We start from the raw sequence: 15,889 nt of genomic DNA on the forward strand, positions 1-15,889 counted from the left end.
CAAAGGCGATATTTTAACGGGGGAAACCCTGATTTGGAGGCGAGATGGACAGATCGCTGCGCTGCCTTTTATCGCTGATAAAGAGCGAGAGCAAGAGGTGGCGCAAAGCCACCGGGGGCGATGGTGTCTTTGTAGGAGCCCCGCCCCCGGGGCGATAGGCTGCGTTCCAAAAAGCCCATCGCGGCGAGGTCGCCGCTCCTACAAAAAAATGGCCTTGCATTTCGCCATGGGCTGCATCAACCCAAAACCGAAGTCGCCTCCATCTCGCGCCGGATTTTGTAGGCGTGGGTGCTGGTGTCCATGGCCACGTCGTCCCAGGTCAGGCTTTGGCCTTTGGCCACGGGGCGAATGACTTTCACGCCGTGCGCCAGGCCCAGCGGCACGCCGCCCATGCGCTTGGAAGTGGCCGCTGGCAGCAGCTTGCCCCACACGGTGTAACCGCCCTCGCCGTCCAGCATGTCGCCAGGTTTCAAGTCGCGCTTGGCCGTGGCCACCACGTCGGCGTTCCAGCCGATGGCCACACCCGTGGGTTCGTTGCGCAAGGCCACACTCGCCACGCTCACGCCCACTTCGAGGCCAATCAGGTGCCAACGCTTGTAAAGCGTAAAGTAACGGCCCGAGGGGTCGGTGTGCGCGTTGTACTCTTCAAAGCAGTTCTTGATGTAGTCGGTCTCTGCCTCCACCGTGACCCACACGCCCATGCGGATGTCGTAGGGGATTTTTCGGCCATCGGTCTCTAAACTGGAGATCACCTCCACCATGCCCTTGCGCTCCAGCACACCGCCTTCCGAGATCGGGCGGGTGACGTAGGGAATGTCTTCCACGCTGGCCGGTGGGTAGAGCAAACCGTTGCTGGGCACACCCAAACCAGTGGCGTTGGACACTGCCGTGCTTTCAATCGAGGGCTTGGAGCCATCCAGAAAGCTGTTGAACATTTTGGGGTTGAGGCCGCCACGCTCGGCCTGCTCGGGCGTGAGGCCGTAATAGCCCCACACGGTTTCGGGCGTGGATTCGCTGAAGTGCGGCAGCCACTTGTGGCCCCGGCCTGCGGCCACGACCGGAAAGCCGCAGGTGCGCGCCCAGTCCACCAAATCGCAAATGAGCGCAGGCTGGTCACCAAAGGCCAGCGAATACACCACGCCCGCCAGTTGGGCGCGGGTGGCCAGCAAGGGGCCACAAAACGCGTCGGCCTCCACTGTGACGTTGACCACATGTTTGCGGTTTGCAAAGGCTTCCAAAATGTGGTCCACCGCGTGCAGGGGCGAGCCTGTGCACTCGACGACCACGTCCACCGCCGGGTGGCGCACCAAGCTTTGCCAATCGTCGCCCACATGGGTGGTGCCGTTTTTGACCGCGTCATCCAGGCTGCTGGCGGTCAGGCGCTCGGGGTTCCAGCCCACGCGGGCCAAGTTGGCGCGGGCGCCGTCGGGCGACAGATCGGCAATGCCCACCAAATGCACGCCGGGGGTGCGCGGAATTTGCGCCAAATACATGGAGCCGAATTTGCCCGCACCGATCAGGCCGATGCGGATGGGGCGGTTTTCTGCCGCACGTTGCAGGAGTTTGGCGTGCAGATTCATGCGGCTTCTTTCAGTTTGTCGAGTGAGGTTTGCAAAGCGCTTTCGGGCATGCCGCTTTTCCAAGGCAGATCGACCGGGTAGCTGTTCACCAAGCAGTCGTCAGGCAGGCAGCTGATGGGGGTGAAATCGCGGTGCGCGATGTATTCGGGGCGCTTGTGGCGACGGATGTGGTTCGACACGGCGCACAGGCTCAGGTAAACGCTCACGCGGTTCCAGGGCGAGAGGTTGCTGGCCGAAGCGTGCACCAGGCAGCTGTGGAACAAGATCATCGAGCCCGCAGGGCCCGTGGGGCTGACGATGCCGCCTTCTTTGCCACCGGCTCGCTCAACCAGTTGGCTGATCAGGTCGTTGTCCACCGTCCACAGGGGGTAGCTGGTGGTGGAGAGGTCGTGTTTGGCCTCGACCACGCCTTTTTTGTGGCTGCCGGGGATGAACATCAGCGGCCCATTGAAGGGGTTCACGTCGTCCAGAAAAATGGCCACGTTCATGGCCCGCTCGGTGGGCATCAGATCGTCGTTCAGCCAAGTGCCGTAATCTTGGTGCCACTGCCACACATCGCCTTCAAAGGCCATCTTGCCGTTGATCTTGAATTGGTGCATGTACAGCTCTTCGCCAAACAGGTCTTGCACGGGCTCGATCATGCGGGGGTGGCGTGCCAGCTTGGCAAAGGGCTCGCTGTACATGTGGGCGGCAAAGTTGGTGCGCACGGCGTCGCTGCCTTTTTCGCGCACGTTGTAGGCCTCACGGCGGCTGTACAACTCGGGCACCGCGTCGGTCAGATTTTTGGTTTCTTCGGGCGTGAAAAGTCCTGGGAAGAACAAATAACCGTCACGGTCAAATTGTTCGATTTGTTCGGGGGTCAGTTTCATGCTTGTGCTCCTGTTTTGAGGTGTTGAATTTGTTCGGAAAGTCGGGCTGTGAGTTGCACACTGGCCTCGTAGGCGTGTTGTTGCACCAGGCGCACGGCCAAGTTGGCATCACCAGCGGCAATGGCGTGCGCAATGGCTTCGTGTTCATCCCACACGGTTTGGCGTTGATGAGAAGACTGCAGCACGGCACCCATGACGCGCTTGAGGTGGTGCCAGTGCAAGTCGATGCTTTGCGCGATCAAAGGGTTGCCAGAGGCTTGGTAAATGGCGCGGTGAAAGGCCAGGTCGGCTTGGATCATGGCCTGCACGTCGCGTGTTTGGTTGGCCTGACGGCCTCGGCTCATCACTGCCGGTTCGAGCTGAACTCGCCGTTCGGCAGCCAATCGCACAGCCAGTGCGTCCAGACTCCCGCGCACTTGGTAAACCTGCGCAATCCAGTTCACATCGAGTTGCGTGACCTGCACACCTCGACCAGGAGCGTCTTCGACAAAGCCGTCCTTTTTGAGCAAACGCAGGGCCTGCAACACCGGTTGGCGCGAAACGGCAAAGCGCTGCGCCAAGTCGTCTTGCGTCAATCGCTCTCCAGGCGCCAAGCTGCCCTCGCTGATGGCATCGAGCAAACGGGCATAGATCTGCTCAACGAGATCGGGTGCTGTGGTCAGTTGAAGGGGTGATGGGCTCATGTCTGTATACAGAATACAAACATTCAAAAGTGGCATGAATGGGTGTTTACCCTGGATCCTTCAAGCCCCTCACAAAGATCATTGACACCAGTGACACGCCCGCAACGGCCCCAATGGGATAATCTGCCTCCTATGACGATCACCCTCAAAACCGCCCAAGACATCGAAGGCATGCGCGTGGCTTGCCGCCTGGCCTCCGAAGTCCTCGACTTCATCACCCCCTTTGTCAAACCGGGCGTCACCACCAACGAACTTGACAAACTGTGTCACGACTACATGGTCGACGTTCAGGGCTGCATCCCAGCCCCCTTGAATTACGCACCGGGGGGTTACAAGCCCTACCCCAAATCGATCTGCACCTCGATCAACCACCAGGTCTGCCACGGCATCCCGAACGACAAACCGCTCAAAAAAGGCGACTCGGTCAACATCGACATCACCACCATCAAGGACGGTTGGCACGGTGACACCAGCCGCATGTTCCATGTCGGCGAAGCCTCGATTGCGTCCAAACGCCTGGCCGCCGTCACCTACGAAGCCATGTGGAAAGGCATTGAGCAGGTCAAACCCGGAGCCCACTTGGGTGACATCGGCCACGCCATTCAGAAATTTGCCGAAGGACTGGGCTTTTCGGTGGTGCGCGAGTTTTGTGGCCACGGCATTGGCCGGGTCTTTCACGAAGAGCCCCAAGTGCTGCATTACGGCAAACCCGGCACACTCGTTGAGTTGGTCCCAGGCATGGTGTTCACCATCGAGCCCATGATCAATGCAGGCAAACGCGACATCAAGGAAATGGGCGATGGCTGGACCATCGTGACCAAAGACCATTCGCTTTCGGCCCAGTGGGAGCACACCGTGGTGGTGACCGAAACCGGCTACGAGGTCTTGACCTTGTCGGCGGGCAGTCCAGACATCCCGTCCTTCATTCAGCCCCTCAGCACCGACAAAGCCGCCGCCTGAGATGAACGCTCAGGCCCCATCTGCCCATCCAGCGGTTCATGTGCCCATGGCCGACCTGGCCCAGCTGCGCGAGACTTACAAATACGACAAGGCCACGGTTTTGACCAACCTGGCCCAAAGCGGTGCGGTGGCAAGGGGCCTCAAGCAAACGCTAAGGCAACTGTCCATCCTGGCCGATGGTTTGCTGATCGAGCTATGGCACAACGCAGGTTTTGCGCCGGATGTGTGTTTGGTGGCCGTAGGGGGTTTCGGTCGCGCCGAGCTGTTTCCTTACTCTGACGTCGATGTGCTGGTGCTTTTGCCCGACGGCCAGTCGCCCGAAAACTCGCACGCGTTGCAGGCGCAGCTTGAACGCTTCATCGGCAGCTGCTGGGACACGGGTCTGGAAATCGGCTCCAGCGTCCGCACGTTGAGCGAATGCCTGTCCGAATCGGCCAAAGACATCACGGTGCAGACTTCGCTGCTCGAGTCGCGGCGCGTCACGGGCAACACCCGCTTGTTCACCGAGTTTCAAAAGCAATACCAAGCGGCCATGGACCCGCAAGCATTTTTGGTGGCCAAGACGCTGGAAATGCGCCAGCGCCACACCAAATTTGAAGACACGCCTTATGCCTTGGAACCCAACTGCAAAGAATCGCCCGGCGGGCTTCGTGACTTGCAGGTGATTTTGTGGGTGGCGCGCGCCGCAGGGCTCGGCCACAGCTGGGATGAGCTGGCCCGGAAAGGCCTGGCCACCCCTTTGGAAGCGCGGCAAATCAAGCGCAATGAAGCCCTGCTGGGCCTGATTCGCGCACGTCTGCATTTGCAAGCCAAACGCCGCGAAGACCGTTTGGTGTTCGACCTTCAAACCAATGTGGCCGAGTCGTTCGGCTATGCGTCTGACGTGACACCTGAAGGCCGCTTGGCCCTGCGTGCCAGCGAAAAGCTGATGCGCCAATACTATTGGGCGGCCAAAGCGGTCACGCAGCTGAATCAAATTTTGCTGCTCAACATCGAAGACCGCATGCAAGCCGATCGTGGCGAGTCGGTCAGCGATTTCCGTCCTCTGAACGAACGGTTTTTTGAGAAAGCCGGTCTGATCGAAGTGGCCAGCGACGACCTGTACCAAAAGCACCCGCACGCCATCCTTGAAACCTTTTTGCTGTACCAGGCCACGCCCGGCGTGAAGGGCTTTTCGGCGCGAACCCTCAGGGCACTTTACAACGTGCGGGCCATCATGAACGGGCGCTTTCGGGCCGACCCGGTCAACCGCCAAACCTTTTTGCAAATCTTGCAGCAGCCCCAAGGCATCACACACGCCCTGCGTTTGATGAACGAAACCTCGGTGCTGGGGCGCTACCTGTGGGTTTTCCGGCGCATCGTGGGCCAGATGCAGCACGACCTGTTTCACGCCTACACGGTCGACCAGCACATCTTGATGGTCCTGCGCAATGTGCGGCGCTTTTTCATGGCCGAGCACACACACGAGTACCCGTTTTGCTCGCAGTTGGCGAGTGGTTGGGACAAGCCTTGGATCTTGTACACCTCGGCCCTGTTCCATGACATTGCCAAAGGTCGTGGCGGTGACCACTCCAAACTCGGCATCGCCGAAGTGCGCACCTTTTGCCGGCAACACGGCGTGGACAAGAGCGATGCCCAATTGATCGAATTTTTGGTGGGCGAACACCTGACCATGAGCCATGTGGCCCAAAAAGAAGACCTGAGCGATCCGGAAGTCATTGCACGTTTTGCCCTGCGCGTGGGGGATGAACGCCGCCTGACAGCGCTGTACTTGTTGACCGTGGCCGACATCCGTGGCACCAGCCCCAAAGTGTGGAACGCCTGGAAAGGCAAACTGCTGGAAGATCTGTACAAATCCACCTTGCGCGTGCTGGGTGGCCGTGCGCCCGACGCCAACGCCGAGGTGGAAGCCCGAAAGCGCGATGCCCTGATCGAACTGGCACGCCACAGCGAACCCTATGAGGGCCAAAAAGCCCTGTGGGACACGCTGGACGTGAGCTACTTCATGCGCAACGACGCATCGGACATCGCGTGGCATGCGCGCCAGTTGTCGCGGCATGTGGCCAAGCCCGCCGAAGGCGCACCCAAACCCATCGTGCGAGCGCGCATTTCACCCGTGGGTGAAGGCCTGCAAGTGCTGGTCTTCACGCCCGACCAACCCGATTTGTTTGCCCGCATTTGCGGTCACTTTGACCAATCGGGCTTCAGCATCCAAGACGCCAAGATCCACACCACCCGCACGGGCTGGGCGCTGGACACCTTCCAGATCGTCACACACATGTTGCCTGAGCATTACCGTGAGCTGCTCAGCATGGTCGAGTCGGGACTGACGCAAACCCTGGAAAAGCAAGGCCCCCTGCCCCCGGCTACCCGAGGCCGGGTGTCACGCCGCGTGAAAAGCTTCCCGATCACCCCCCGAGTGAGCTTGGAGCCCGACGACAAAGCCCAAAACTGGTTGCTCACCATCTCGGCCAGCGACCGCATTGGCCTGCTCTACAGCATCGCCAGTGTCTTGGCTCACCACGGCCTTCATTTGCGACTGGCCAAAATCAGCACCTTGGGTGAACGCGTGGAAGACAGCTTCTTGATCAGCGGTGCCGAGCTGCAGCAAAACAAAGCGCAAATCGAAATCGAGACGGAGTTGCTGGCGGCGCTGCAGGCGGGGTGATAACCAGTAACCCTCACCGAGCCCATGCTTTCAACTGTCGACGGGTTGGATTTTTTTGACCCAAGCCGGTGGCCGCGCTACCTGCCAATGCCACACCCCATGACGCCAACGGGCCACCAACTTGGGTCCAGAAATGCCGTGTCGGCCCACGCCTGAGGTGTCGTACATCAAAGCCAAATCGGCCAAGGGGATCGCGTCCTGCAAATTCTGCAAAGTCCGTGGATAACGCGCCAAAATGCGCTCAGACGGCACATCGTGGCCGCCCTCGGCCACACGCTGCGCAACTCGGCCCAGCAACTGACGCGGGTCATTCACACATACCACCAACAGCACCACGGCAAAACCCGCCGCTCGCGCATCCCGCATCAAAGCCAATTTGGACGGGTGCGAAAACACCGTCTCGCTCACAAACGACTGGCCCTGCGCCAGACAAGCTGCGCGACGCGCATCGGCCCAAGCCCGGGCTTGGGCCGAACGCAGTTCGGGATCGGTGATGTGCTGCAGGGCATGGGCTTCGTGCAGGTCCGCATTCACAAATTCCGCATCAGACGGCAACAAGCCCGAAGCAAGCGCTGAGCGGTACAAAGTCGATTTGCCAGCCCCATTGGGGCCAGCGAGCAAAAAGAAAACGGGTTTCAAAAACGGCAATCGCTCAGGCGGCGACACTCACGCGGCATGACTCAGGCGGCCTTCACCACCTGACGGCGATTACTCTGCACGGTCTGGCGCACGGCCTGGGCCAGACGGCCGGAGCTCTCGGCGGTCAAAAAGTCTGCTTCCAGAGCGTCCAGCGGGTCGGCATCCGCAGGGGCGGCCTGGCGGACATCGTAGAGCGCGATGGCCTCGCGCGCCTCAGTGACCGTCAAGCCCGAAGCCTCGGCAATACGGCCCAAAGTTGCCCAATATTCGATCTGCCCGGCTACCGAACGGCGCATGGGCGATGCCGCATCACGGGCTTGACTGACCAAACCTGAAGACAACTTGACGGATGAGAACGAAGACGAAGACGACGATGCGGACATGAGACTCTCCTTTTGGCGCATTTTGCGCCACAAAATCCAAAACGGGCAAGCATCGCTCAAAAACCATTACGGAGACAGTGAAAAGAAGCATCCACACCACCCGTGCCCAAGCCTGTGGATAAGCCCTAGGACAACTGCGCCAAGGCGCATGCCGACTGGGTTGCCGCCATGCGCTCAAAAAATGAGCAGCACATCTACGGACTGTCGATTAAAGAATCATCATATGGCTGCAGGGGAAATATTGGATGGACAAGCCCAAGGACCGCCATATTTGAGAACTATAGAATTTAAATTTACGCTTGCGGAATTGTTCGAAATTTTTATACCTGAGTGTTTGAGCAGATGTGGGCCTGCAAGCCAGACTATGAGCCAGATTCAGGAGGAAATCGTGTCGAGAATATTCCGCAACATCCAACTTATTCCGCAAGGTTTGCGGAATACATTAAGTTGGACCTTCACGCTGAAGGGAGTTTCATGATCACCGATTGGAAGCAAGTCTCCCCGGCGTTGTTCGAAAAGCTCTGTGCTGCCGTTCTTCAGAAAACAGGTTTCACGAATATCAAATGGTATGGTGAGGCGGGGAGCGACAAAGGTCGGGACATCATCGCTGAAAGATTAGACACACCTGTTCCAGGCATACAACGCTACGAAGGATGGATGGTTCAGTGCAAGCGATATACAAAATCCTCGCTATCAAAGTCAGAGCTAAAGGAATTGTTAGATGCGGCTCTGGAACACAAGATCGATTCACTTCTGATAATTGTCACATCAACAGTCTCAGCGAATTTGCGAGACTGGTTGACTACAGCATCTGAGACATACCCTTTTAAGGAGTACATATGGGAAGAATTGGACTTCCGGCGCCAGGTTAATGCTCACAAGCTTGAGTTGCTAGAGTCAATACCAGAGCTTGCGGGTGGAAAAGAACCGTTGTGGATGTATCCAAGGAACCACAATGAAATTCGTCTTGCATGCAACGAATTTGATGAGGTTGAAATTGTGGTGACTAACGTTGATAACGTTGAGGCCGCAAAGGCGAAAGCTACGGAGTTTTTGAAACATTTAGAGGCGAATGGCTTCGAGTGGTGGGACTAAGGGCCAACCCAGCAATCAACCAGACCTGCGCGAGAAGCCGCGCAGGCAGATTATTTTTTCGTTACTCCCCACAAAGATACCCATTGTCAAAATCGACGTCATCGATCAAGTTAAAAATTATCCTGATCTTTGGCGGTGGTGCTATATCCGTATTTCTTATATGGCTGACGAGATCGCCGCTCTTCTTGCTAACGCCCTGTGCAATTGCACTGGCCGGAGCTATATGGCACTGACAACCAATCAGTACGCCATTTAAAACTCAAGACTTCCTAGGCGGCAACCCCGTGTGCTGCGTCAGCAACTGGCCCTTCTTCGGCTGCCCCATGCGCTTAGGCGCCGTCGACAAAGACACAGACGACTTGGCCCCCACACCCGTGCTGTTTTTGCGCCGAGCGCTTTGGTAACCCTCTTCGGCCAGCGGCTGCCAGCTCGGGATCAGGTGGTGTTTGCCGTTGCCAATCAGATCTGAGCGGCCCATGGCTTTGAGTGCTTCGCGCAGCAGGGGCCAGTTGGTGGCGTCGTGGTAGCGCAAAAACGCCTTGTGCAAACGGCGGCGTCTGTCACCTTTGACCACGTCCACTTTTTCGCTGTCGCGGGTGATTTTGCGCAGCGGGTTGCGGGTGGAGTGGTACATGGCCGTGGCCGTGGCCATGGGGCTGGGGTAGAAGGTCTGCACCTGGTCGGCGCGGAATCCGTTCTTTTTGAGCCAGATGGCCAAGTTCATCATGTCTTCATCGCTGGTGCCCGGGTGGGCGGCGATGAAGTACGGGATGAGGAACTGCTTTTTGCCCGCTTCTTCGCTGTACTTGTCGAACATCGACTTGAAGCGGTCGTAGGTGCCGATGCCCGGCTTCATCATCTTGGACAGCGGGCCGCCCTCGGTGTGCTCGGGCGCAATCTTGAGATACCCGCCCACATGGTGCTGCACCAGTTCTTTCACATACTCGGGCGACTGCACGGCCAGATCGTAACGCAATCCGGAGCCGATCAAGATCTTCTTGATGCCCTTGAGGTTGCGCGCCCGGCGGTACATGTTGATCAGCGGGCCGTGGTCGGTAGTCAGGTTCTGGCAGATGCCAGGAAACACGCAGCTCGGTTTGCGGCAAGCAGACTCAATCTCGGGCGTGCGGCAACCCAGGCGGTACATGTTGGCCGTGGGGCCACCCAAGTCAGAGATGACACCGGTGAAGCCTTTGACCTTGTCGCGGATGTCTTCCACCTCGCGGATGACGGATTCTTCGGAGCGGCTCTGGATGATGCGGCCTTCGTGCTCAGTGATGGAGCAAAAGGTGCAGCCGCCAAAGCAGCCGCGCATGATGTTGACCGAGAACCGGATCATCTCCCAGGCTGGGATTTTGGTCGAGTGGTCGTGGCTGCCGTTTTCGTCGGCATAGCGCGGGTGCGGGCTGCGGGCGTAGGGCAAATCAAACACATGGTCCATCTCAGCGGTGGTGAGTGGGATGGGCGGCGGCGTGATCCACACGTCGCGGGCGGTGTGACCTTCGCCATGCGCTTGCACCAAGCAGCGGGCGTTGCCGGGGTTGGTTTCCAGGTGCAGCACGCGGTTGGCATGGGCATACAAGACGGCATCCGACTTGACCTGCTCGTAGCTGGGCAGGCGGATGACGCTTTTGTCGCGGGGCGGGACTTTGTGGGTGCCTTTGCCACGAAGCGCAGGGTTGGGCACAAAAGTCAGCGGTTGTGTGGCGGTTTGTGCGCTGCGGGCTTGGGCCACGGCGGCAGACAAGTCGGCTTCGACATTTTTGGCGTTGTGGCCCTCAGCCACTTCTTTGGCTTCTTCCTCGCGGGCGCAAGTGGCGCCCTGCTCCCGCGCTTGGTCCGAGATCATCAAATACGGGTTGATGTGCGCCTCCACATGCCCGGGCGTGTCCACGCTGGTGGAGTCGATTTCGAACCAGCCTTCGGGGGTTTCGCGTCGCACAAAGGCGGTGCCGCGCACGTCGGTGATTTGCTGCACCGGCTCGCGGGCAGCCAGGCGGTGCACGATCTCGACAATCGCCCGCTCGGCGTTGCCGTACAAGAGCAGGTCGCATTTGCTGTCCACCACCACCGAGCGGCGGACTTTGTCAGACCAGTAGTCGTAATGCGCGATGCGGCGCAAACTGCCTTCGATGCCACCGAGCACGATGGGCACTTCGGGGAAGGCTTCACGGCAGCGCTGGCTGTAGACGATGGCCGCACGGTCTGGCCGCTTGCCGCCCACGTCGCCCGCAGTGTAAGCGTCGTCGGTGCGGATTTTGCGGTCCGCCGTGTAGCGGTTGATCATGGAGTCCATGTTGCCGCTGGTCACGCCCCAAAACAGGTTGGGTTGGCCCAATTCTTTGAAGGCGTCGGCGCTCGTCCAGTCAGGCTGGGCGATGATGCCCACCCGAAAACCCTGGTTTTCCAGCATGCGGCCGATCACGGCCATGCCGAAACTGGGGTGGTCCACGTAAGCGTCACCTGTCACCAACACGATGTCGCAGCTGTCCCAGCCCAGTTGGGTCATTTCGGCGCGGCTCATCGGCAAAAATGGGGCCGTGCCAAAGCGCTGCGCCCAGAATTTGCGGTAACTGGTCAGCGGTTTGGCGTCACGCGGGAAAAAAGAGACGTCGACAAAGGCGTTCATGGGCTGTGCACTCGGGATAACCCGCTAGTGTAGGGGTTTGGGGGTGAACAGTCAGACTCAAGGGACTTTGTGACCCACATGGGCACTTGGCCTGTGCTCAAACGCGCTGAAACGAGGGTTTGCTCAAATCAGGGCGTTTAGAAAGGTGTCAGTGTTACCCCAAGTGACAGCTTCTTCTGCAGCCGCCGGTCAAAATGGTTTTTTTTTGAGGGGGTCGGTATGTGGATCAAATGGCTTTCAGTGGGTATTTTTTTCGTTTTACAGACCACGGGCGGCGCCGTTCACGCGCAAGTCTTCCCCCAAAAACCCATCAAACTGATTGTGCCGTTTGCCGCGGGCGGGTCGACCGACATGGTGGCACGCTTGCTGGCCGAACGCATGGGCCCCTTGCTGGGTCAAAGCGTGGTGGTTGAGAACAGGGCGGGTGTTGGCGGTGTGCTGGGGGCCGATGCGGTGGCCAAAGCTGCGCCAGACGGTTACACACTGTTGATGGGCACGGTCAGCACGCATGGTGCCAGCCCGGCGATTTACAAAAAAATACCTTATGACGCGGCCAAGGACTTTGAACCCATCACCAACGTGATGTCGGTGCCCAGTGTGCTGACCATTCACCCAAAAGTGCCCGCCAAAACATTGCAAGAATTCGTGGCGTTGGCCAAAGCAGCCCCAGGCAAGTATTCGTACGGCTCACCCGGGAATGGCTCTTTGGGCCACGCCAACGTCGAAAACCTGTTGCAGTTGGCTGGGATTCAAGTTTTGCATGTGCCCTACAAAGGTGGTGGCCCTGCCCTGAACGACGCGGTTGCGGGTCAGATTGACGCACTCACCGACAACTTGCCCTCCACATACCCCCATATTCAGGCGGGCAGGTTGCGCCCCCTGGCGCTTTTGTCGCCACAACGCAGCAAACTTTTGCCTGATTTGCCCACGTACAAAGAAGCGGGCTACCCGGAGATGGACGAAGGGGGCTGGTTTGGCTTGCTCGCACCAGCCAAAACACCTCGGGCCGTGGTGCTCAAAATCAACGCAGCAGCCCATCAAGCGATGCAAGACCCGGCTTTCAAGGCGCGCAGTGATGCCATCGACGGCATCGCCATGGCCAACACACCCGAGCAATTTGGCGAGCAAATCAAAAAAGCTTTGGCGCGTTACCAACGCATTGCCAAATCGGCCAACATCCAACTCGACTGAAAGCACAAGCCATGTCAGATGCCCCTGTGCTGGTGACCCGGCCTGAAGAAGCGTTGCGTTTGCCTTTGGTGTGCGATTCGCCCCACAGCGGCACGCATTACCCCAGCGATTTCGGATCGGTGCTCCCTTTGCTGCAACTGCGGCAGACGGAAGACACCGACATCGACGCCTTGTGGGCCGCTACACCCCAAGTGGGCGGCACCTTGCTGGCCGCTCGTTTTCCGCGCTGCTACATCGACCCTAACCGCGACTTGAGTGACTTGGACCCAGCCATCTTGGCCGAGGCTTGGCCAACGCCATTGTCACCAGGTCCCAAATCGCAACTGGGTTATGGCTTGGTGTTTAGCAAGGTCAATGCCAACACCTTGATCTATGACCGCGCCTTGACCGTTCAAGAAGTGCAGCAAAGGATTGCACACTTCTGGCAACCCTACCGAAACGCACTGGACCGAGAGATCCAATGGGCTTGTAAGACTTTTGGAGGCGTTTGGCACTTGAATCTTCACTCCATGCCGCAAAACGCCTACGAACGCCTGGGAATGGGCACCGACAAGGTTTTGGCGGATTTTGTGCTCGGTGACCGGGACGGCAGCACTTGCGAGCCCGAATTTGTGGACATGGTCGAGCACAGCCTGCGGCGCTGGGGTTACAGCGTGGCTCGCAACGACCCTTACAAAGGAGTGGCCCTGTTGGCGCAAGTCGGTCAACCGAGCTTGAACCGACACAGCTTGCAAATTGAGATTCGGCGTCCGCTTTACATGAAAGAAGCAACACGAGAACGGAACTCGGATTTCGAAACCCTTCAAAACAACCTGTCGCAAACTTTGGAGGATGTCGCCGCTTACGTGAAATCCAAAATCAAGGGTCAACGGCCAAGCGCTTGAGTGGTCACAGGGGACTGGGTTAGGGTCCATCACGGTGGACCATCGTGGACAATCCCTGCATGTCTTTCACCCTCGCCCGCCCAGCCCGCCACGAACTGGTCATCAAGAAAAGCCGCTTCATCGCCTGCATTGAAGCGGTCACCGGGCGTGAAGAGGCGCAAGCCCGAGTGGCCCAACTCAAGGCAGAACACCCGGATGCCGCCCATGTGTGTTGGGCACTGGTGGCGGGAGGCCAATCGGCGGCCAACGACGATGGCGAACCCGGCGGTACCGCAGGCCGGCCCATGCTCGAAGTGCTGCGGCACCAACATTTGGAAGGGGTCATGGCCTCGGTGGTGCGCTATTTTGGTGGGGTCAAGCTCGGTGCGGGTGGCTTGGTTCGGGCCTATACGGATGCAGTGGCACAGGCTTTGCTGACCACCGACAAAGTGGCTCTGGTCAAAAAAACACAGTTGGCCTGCAGCGTGCCTTACGCGCTGGAGGGCTTGGTGCGTCGCGAGTTGGAAACCGGTCAGGCCCAATTAACGGGGGTCAAGCACGGCACGCTGGTGTCCTTGTATTTTGAATTGCCCGAGACCCAAGCCAGCACATTGTTGGAGCGGCTGAGTGAGAGTGGTCGCGGTCAATTGGTTTGGATCGACGAAGATCAATCTGCATGAGTTTGGGGCGAGCCCATTCAGACCATGACAAAGGGATAATGCACGCATGTCTGAAGAACTTCCTCTGAACAGCCCACGTTCAAAAACCGACCTGTTTGTCTCTTTCACCTTGTTGGCTTTACAAGGTTTTGGCGGTGTGTTGACCGTGGTTCAGCGCGAGGTGGTGGAGCGCAAACGGTGGATGACGCCCACCCAATTTCTGGAGGATTGGGCAGTCGCACAAATCTTGCCCGGCCCCAATGTGATCAATTTTTGCCTGATGCTGGGTGGACGCCATTTTGGCTTGATGGGTGCTTTTGCGGCCTTGGCGGGCATGTTGACGGCGCCCACAGCCGTGCTGATTGTGATTGCGCTTTTCTTCAGTGGCGTCTCCGATCAGACCTGGGCGCAAGGGGCTTTGCGGGGCATGGGGGCTGTGGCAGCGGGCATGTTTGCGGCCACGGGCATCAAACTCATCCCGGCCTTGAAGCTCAACCCCATGGGTTGGACAGTTTGCACGCTTGTCGTGGTCACCACGTTCATCTGCGTCAGTCTCTTGCGTTGGCCCCTGATTTGGGTCTTGCTGGGCATTGGCAGTTTGGCTTGCAGCTGGGCTTACCTGCAACTGGCTCGCGTCGAAGCCGCCAAACTCGCTGCAGGAGACCGGGCATGACTTTGTCTTTGCAACTGAGCGTTTCGGATTGGCTGGCCTTTTTTCAGCATTTTTTATCGCTGTCCTTGTTGGCCGTTGGTGGTGCCATCATCACAGCACCGGACATGCACCGTTTTTTGGTGGATGAGAACCATTGGCTCACCGAGCAGCAATTCAGCTCCTCCATTGCCCTGGCGCAAGCGGCCCCCGGACCCAATGTTTTGTTTGTGGGATTGATGGGTTGGAACGTGGGCCTGAATGCTGGCGCGGGTTTGGGCGGTGGCTGGATCAGCGTGGGCCTGTCGGCGATGGGGCTGGTACTTAGCCTGCTCGGCGTCATGCTGCCCTCCTCGATACTGACCTACACCACGACACGCTGGGCGCACAGACACCGCGACAACCGCGCGGTGAAAGCCTTCAAGTTGGGCATGGCCCCGGTGGTGATTGCGCTGTTGGTTTCAACAGGTTGGTTGCTGACTGCGAGCCACAACCAGATTGCAAGGGACTTGCCACTGTGGTTGCTGACCTTGACGTCGGTGGGGCTGGTGTGGCGGACCCGAATTCATTTGCTGTGGCTCATCGGCGGTGGTGCCGTCATCGGGGCACTGGGCTGGGTCTAGCCTGCCCACTGAACACAACCGTGCAAGTCTGAAGTTTCAGTGCGGGTTCTCGAAGAACACCGTGTTCGAGAAATCGCTGACCTCAAAATAGACCTTTTTCTCGCCCGGGTCTGCCTGCATGTTCAGGTTTTCATCGAGCACGCCATAGCCGTAACGGTAGGCACGGGGCTTGCCGTCCTCCGTACCCAAGGCCGTGCTGATTTTGTCCACCTTCAGAAAACGGCGCACCACCTTGTCACCTGCATAGACCTCGAGCACACCGTTGGTACCGGTCCAATTCTGGATGTCTCGGCTGATCTTGTTTTGTTGCTCTTGCGTGCACGCACTGAGCAGCGTCAAACCCATGAGGGTTGCGACAAAGACCGCGCGGGTGAACCTGTTTTCCATGGTGTTGTCCT

Annotated in this window: 15 protein-coding genes; 8 read left to right on the plus strand and 7 right to left on the minus strand. The window is 58.5% G+C overall.

The features are described from left to right. Positions 1 to 236 precede the first annotated feature (236 nt). From B9Z40_RS00280 to B9Z40_RS00290, 3 genes are read right to left on the minus strand one after another with little or no spacing between them, the layout of a single operon-like run. Entirely contained in the window at positions 237 to 1,580 is a 1,344-nt protein-coding gene (locus B9Z40_RS00280) for an NAD(P)H-dependent oxidoreductase (protein WP_100171355.1), read from the minus strand. Next, on the minus strand, positions 1,577 to 2,449 hold the full coding sequence (locus tag B9Z40_RS00285) for a phytanoyl-CoA dioxygenase family protein (RefSeq protein ID WP_100171356.1): 873 nt from the start codon (positions 2,447 to 2,449) through the stop codon (positions 1,577 to 1,579). The genes B9Z40_RS00280 and B9Z40_RS00285 overlap by 4 nt, the downstream gene beginning before the upstream one ends. Then, complete coding sequence (locus tag B9Z40_RS00290; protein WP_100171357.1) at positions 2,446 to 3,132, minus strand: GntR family transcriptional regulator; 687 nt, start codon at positions 3,130 to 3,132, stop codon at positions 2,446 to 2,448. Before B9Z40_RS00290 ends, B9Z40_RS00285 begins: the two co-directional genes overlap by 4 nt. A gap of 132 nt (positions 3,133 to 3,264) precedes the next feature. On the opposite strand from B9Z40_RS00290, the gene map reads away from it, so the two are divergent. Together map and B9Z40_RS00300 are read left to right on the plus strand one after the other, a co-directional pair. Beyond that, on the plus strand, positions 3,265 to 4,092 hold the full coding sequence (gene map / locus B9Z40_RS00295; protein ID WP_100171358.1) for a type I methionyl aminopeptidase: 828 nt from the start codon (positions 3,265 to 3,267) through the stop codon (positions 4,090 to 4,092). A 1-nt stretch (position 4,093) separates the two neighbouring features. Further along, on the plus strand, positions 4,094 to 6,760 hold the full coding sequence (locus B9Z40_RS00300) for a [protein-PII] uridylyltransferase (protein WP_369823370.1): 2,667 nt from the start codon (positions 4,094 to 4,096) through the stop codon (positions 6,758 to 6,760). 30 nt (positions 6,761 to 6,790) lie between these two features. Here B9Z40_RS00300 and B9Z40_RS00305 read toward each other — a convergent pair whose 3' ends face one another. Continuing rightward, positions 6,791 to 7,399, minus strand: a complete 609-nt coding sequence (locus tag B9Z40_RS00305; RefSeq protein WP_100171359.1) for an AAA family ATPase — start codon at positions 7,397 to 7,399, stop codon at positions 6,791 to 6,793. A gap of 41 nt (positions 7,400 to 7,440) precedes the next feature. Continuing rightward, on the minus strand, positions 7,441 to 7,782 hold the full coding sequence (locus B9Z40_RS00310; protein ID WP_100172822.1) for a hypothetical protein: 342 nt from the start codon (positions 7,780 to 7,782) through the stop codon (positions 7,441 to 7,443). A gap of 474 nt (positions 7,783 to 8,256) precedes the next feature. On the opposite strand from B9Z40_RS00310, the gene B9Z40_RS00315 reads away from it, so the two are divergent. Further along, positions 8,257 to 8,877, plus strand: a complete 621-nt coding sequence (locus tag B9Z40_RS00315) for a restriction endonuclease (RefSeq protein ID WP_158238041.1) — start codon at positions 8,257 to 8,259, stop codon at positions 8,875 to 8,877. A 259-nt stretch (positions 8,878 to 9,136) separates the two neighbouring features. Here the strand turns inward: B9Z40_RS00315 and B9Z40_RS00325 are convergent, their stop codons facing one another. Continuing rightward, positions 9,137 to 11,506: a YgiQ family radical SAM protein gene (locus B9Z40_RS00325; protein ID WP_100171362.1), complete on the minus strand. Its 2,370-nt coding sequence runs from the start codon at positions 11,504 to 11,506 to the stop codon at positions 9,137 to 9,139. A gap of 219 nt (positions 11,507 to 11,725) precedes the next feature. On the opposite strand from B9Z40_RS00325, the gene B9Z40_RS00330 reads away from it, so the two are divergent. The 5 genes from B9Z40_RS00330 to B9Z40_RS00350 are packed head-to-tail and all read left to right on the plus strand — an operon-like array spanning position 11,726 to position 15,491. Further along, positions 11,726 to 12,697 carry a tripartite tricarboxylate transporter substrate binding protein BugE gene (locus B9Z40_RS00330; RefSeq protein WP_100171363.1) on the plus strand — a complete coding sequence of 324 codons (972 nt, stop codon included), beginning with the start codon at positions 11,726 to 11,728 and terminating at the stop codon, positions 12,695 to 12,697. Positions 12,698 to 12,708: 11 nt separating this feature from the next. Next, complete coding sequence (locus B9Z40_RS00335) at positions 12,709 to 13,581, plus strand: N-formylglutamate amidohydrolase (RefSeq protein WP_100171364.1); 873 nt, start codon at positions 12,709 to 12,711, stop codon at positions 13,579 to 13,581. A gap of 59 nt (positions 13,582 to 13,640) precedes the next feature. Continuing rightward, positions 13,641 to 14,240 carry a YigZ family protein gene (locus B9Z40_RS00340; RefSeq protein ID WP_100171365.1) on the plus strand — a complete coding sequence of 200 codons (600 nt, stop codon included), beginning with the start codon at positions 13,641 to 13,643 and terminating at the stop codon, positions 14,238 to 14,240. A gap of 46 nt (positions 14,241 to 14,286) precedes the next feature. Further along, positions 14,287 to 14,892 (plus strand): chromate transporter, encoded by a 606-nt coding sequence (locus tag B9Z40_RS00345; RefSeq protein ID WP_100171366.1) that lies wholly within the window; start codon positions 14,287 to 14,289, stop codon positions 14,890 to 14,892. Next, positions 14,889 to 15,491: a chromate transporter gene (locus B9Z40_RS00350; protein ID WP_100171367.1), complete on the plus strand. Its 603-nt coding sequence runs from the start codon at positions 14,889 to 14,891 to the stop codon at positions 15,489 to 15,491. The genes B9Z40_RS00345 and B9Z40_RS00350 overlap by 4 nt, the downstream gene beginning before the upstream one ends. A 36-nt stretch (positions 15,492 to 15,527) precedes the next feature. On the opposite strand, the gene B9Z40_RS00355 is transcribed toward B9Z40_RS00350, so the two are convergent. Next, positions 15,528 to 15,878, minus strand: coding sequence for a hypothetical protein (locus tag B9Z40_RS00355; RefSeq protein WP_100171368.1), 351 nt, complete (start codon positions 15,876 to 15,878; stop codon positions 15,528 to 15,530). Positions 15,879 to 15,889 lie beyond the last annotated feature (11 nt).

This window comes from Limnohabitans sp. 15K (assembly GCF_002778285.1).
Classification (GTDB): Bacteria; Pseudomonadota; Gammaproteobacteria; order Burkholderiales; family Burkholderiaceae_C; genus Limnohabitans_A.

Bases quoted from the DNA above. Each gene is read 5' to 3' on its own strand.
- map (WP_100171358.1), top strand. From the start codon at position 3,265: ATGACGATCACCCTCAAAACCGCCCAAGACATCGAAGGCATGCGCGTG.
- B9Z40_RS00280 (WP_100171355.1), bottom strand. From the start codon at position 1,580: ATGAATCTGCACGCCAAACTCCTGCAACGTGCGGCAGAAAACCGCCCC.
- B9Z40_RS00355 (WP_100171368.1), bottom strand. From the start codon at position 15,878: ATGGAAAACAGGTTCACCCGCGCGGTCTTTGTCGCAACCCTCATGGGT.
- B9Z40_RS00315 (WP_158238041.1), top strand. From the start codon at position 8,257: ATGATCACCGATTGGAAGCAAGTCTCCCCGGCGTTGTTCGAAAAGCTC.
- B9Z40_RS00335 (WP_100171364.1), top strand. From the start codon at position 12,709: ATGTCAGATGCCCCTGTGCTGGTGACCCGGCCTGAAGAAGCGTTGCGT.
- B9Z40_RS00325 (WP_100171362.1), bottom strand. From the start codon at position 11,506: ATGAACGCCTTTGTCGACGTCTCTTTTTTCCCGCGTGACGCCAAACCG.
- B9Z40_RS00310 (WP_100172822.1), bottom strand. From the start codon at position 7,782: ATGTCCGCATCGTCGTCTTCGTCTTCGTTCTCATCCGTCAAGTTGTCT.
- B9Z40_RS00285 (WP_100171356.1), bottom strand. From the start codon at position 2,449: ATGAAACTGACCCCCGAACAAATCGAACAATTTGACCGTGACGGTTAT.
- B9Z40_RS00350 (WP_100171367.1), top strand. From the start codon at position 14,889: ATGACTTTGTCTTTGCAACTGAGCGTTTCGGATTGGCTGGCCTTTTTT.
- B9Z40_RS00300 (WP_369823370.1), top strand. From the start codon at position 4,094: ATGAACGCTCAGGCCCCATCTGCCCATCCAGCGGTTCATGTGCCCATG.
- B9Z40_RS00345 (WP_100171366.1), top strand. From the start codon at position 14,287: ATGTCTGAAGAACTTCCTCTGAACAGCCCACGTTCAAAAACCGACCTG.
- B9Z40_RS00290 (WP_100171357.1), bottom strand. From the start codon at position 3,132: ATGAGCCCATCACCCCTTCAACTGACCACAGCACCCGATCTCGTTGAG.
- B9Z40_RS00340 (WP_100171365.1), top strand. From the start codon at position 13,641: ATGTCTTTCACCCTCGCCCGCCCAGCCCGCCACGAACTGGTCATCAAG.
- B9Z40_RS00330 (WP_100171363.1), top strand. From the start codon at position 11,726: ATGTGGATCAAATGGCTTTCAGTGGGTATTTTTTTCGTTTTACAGACC.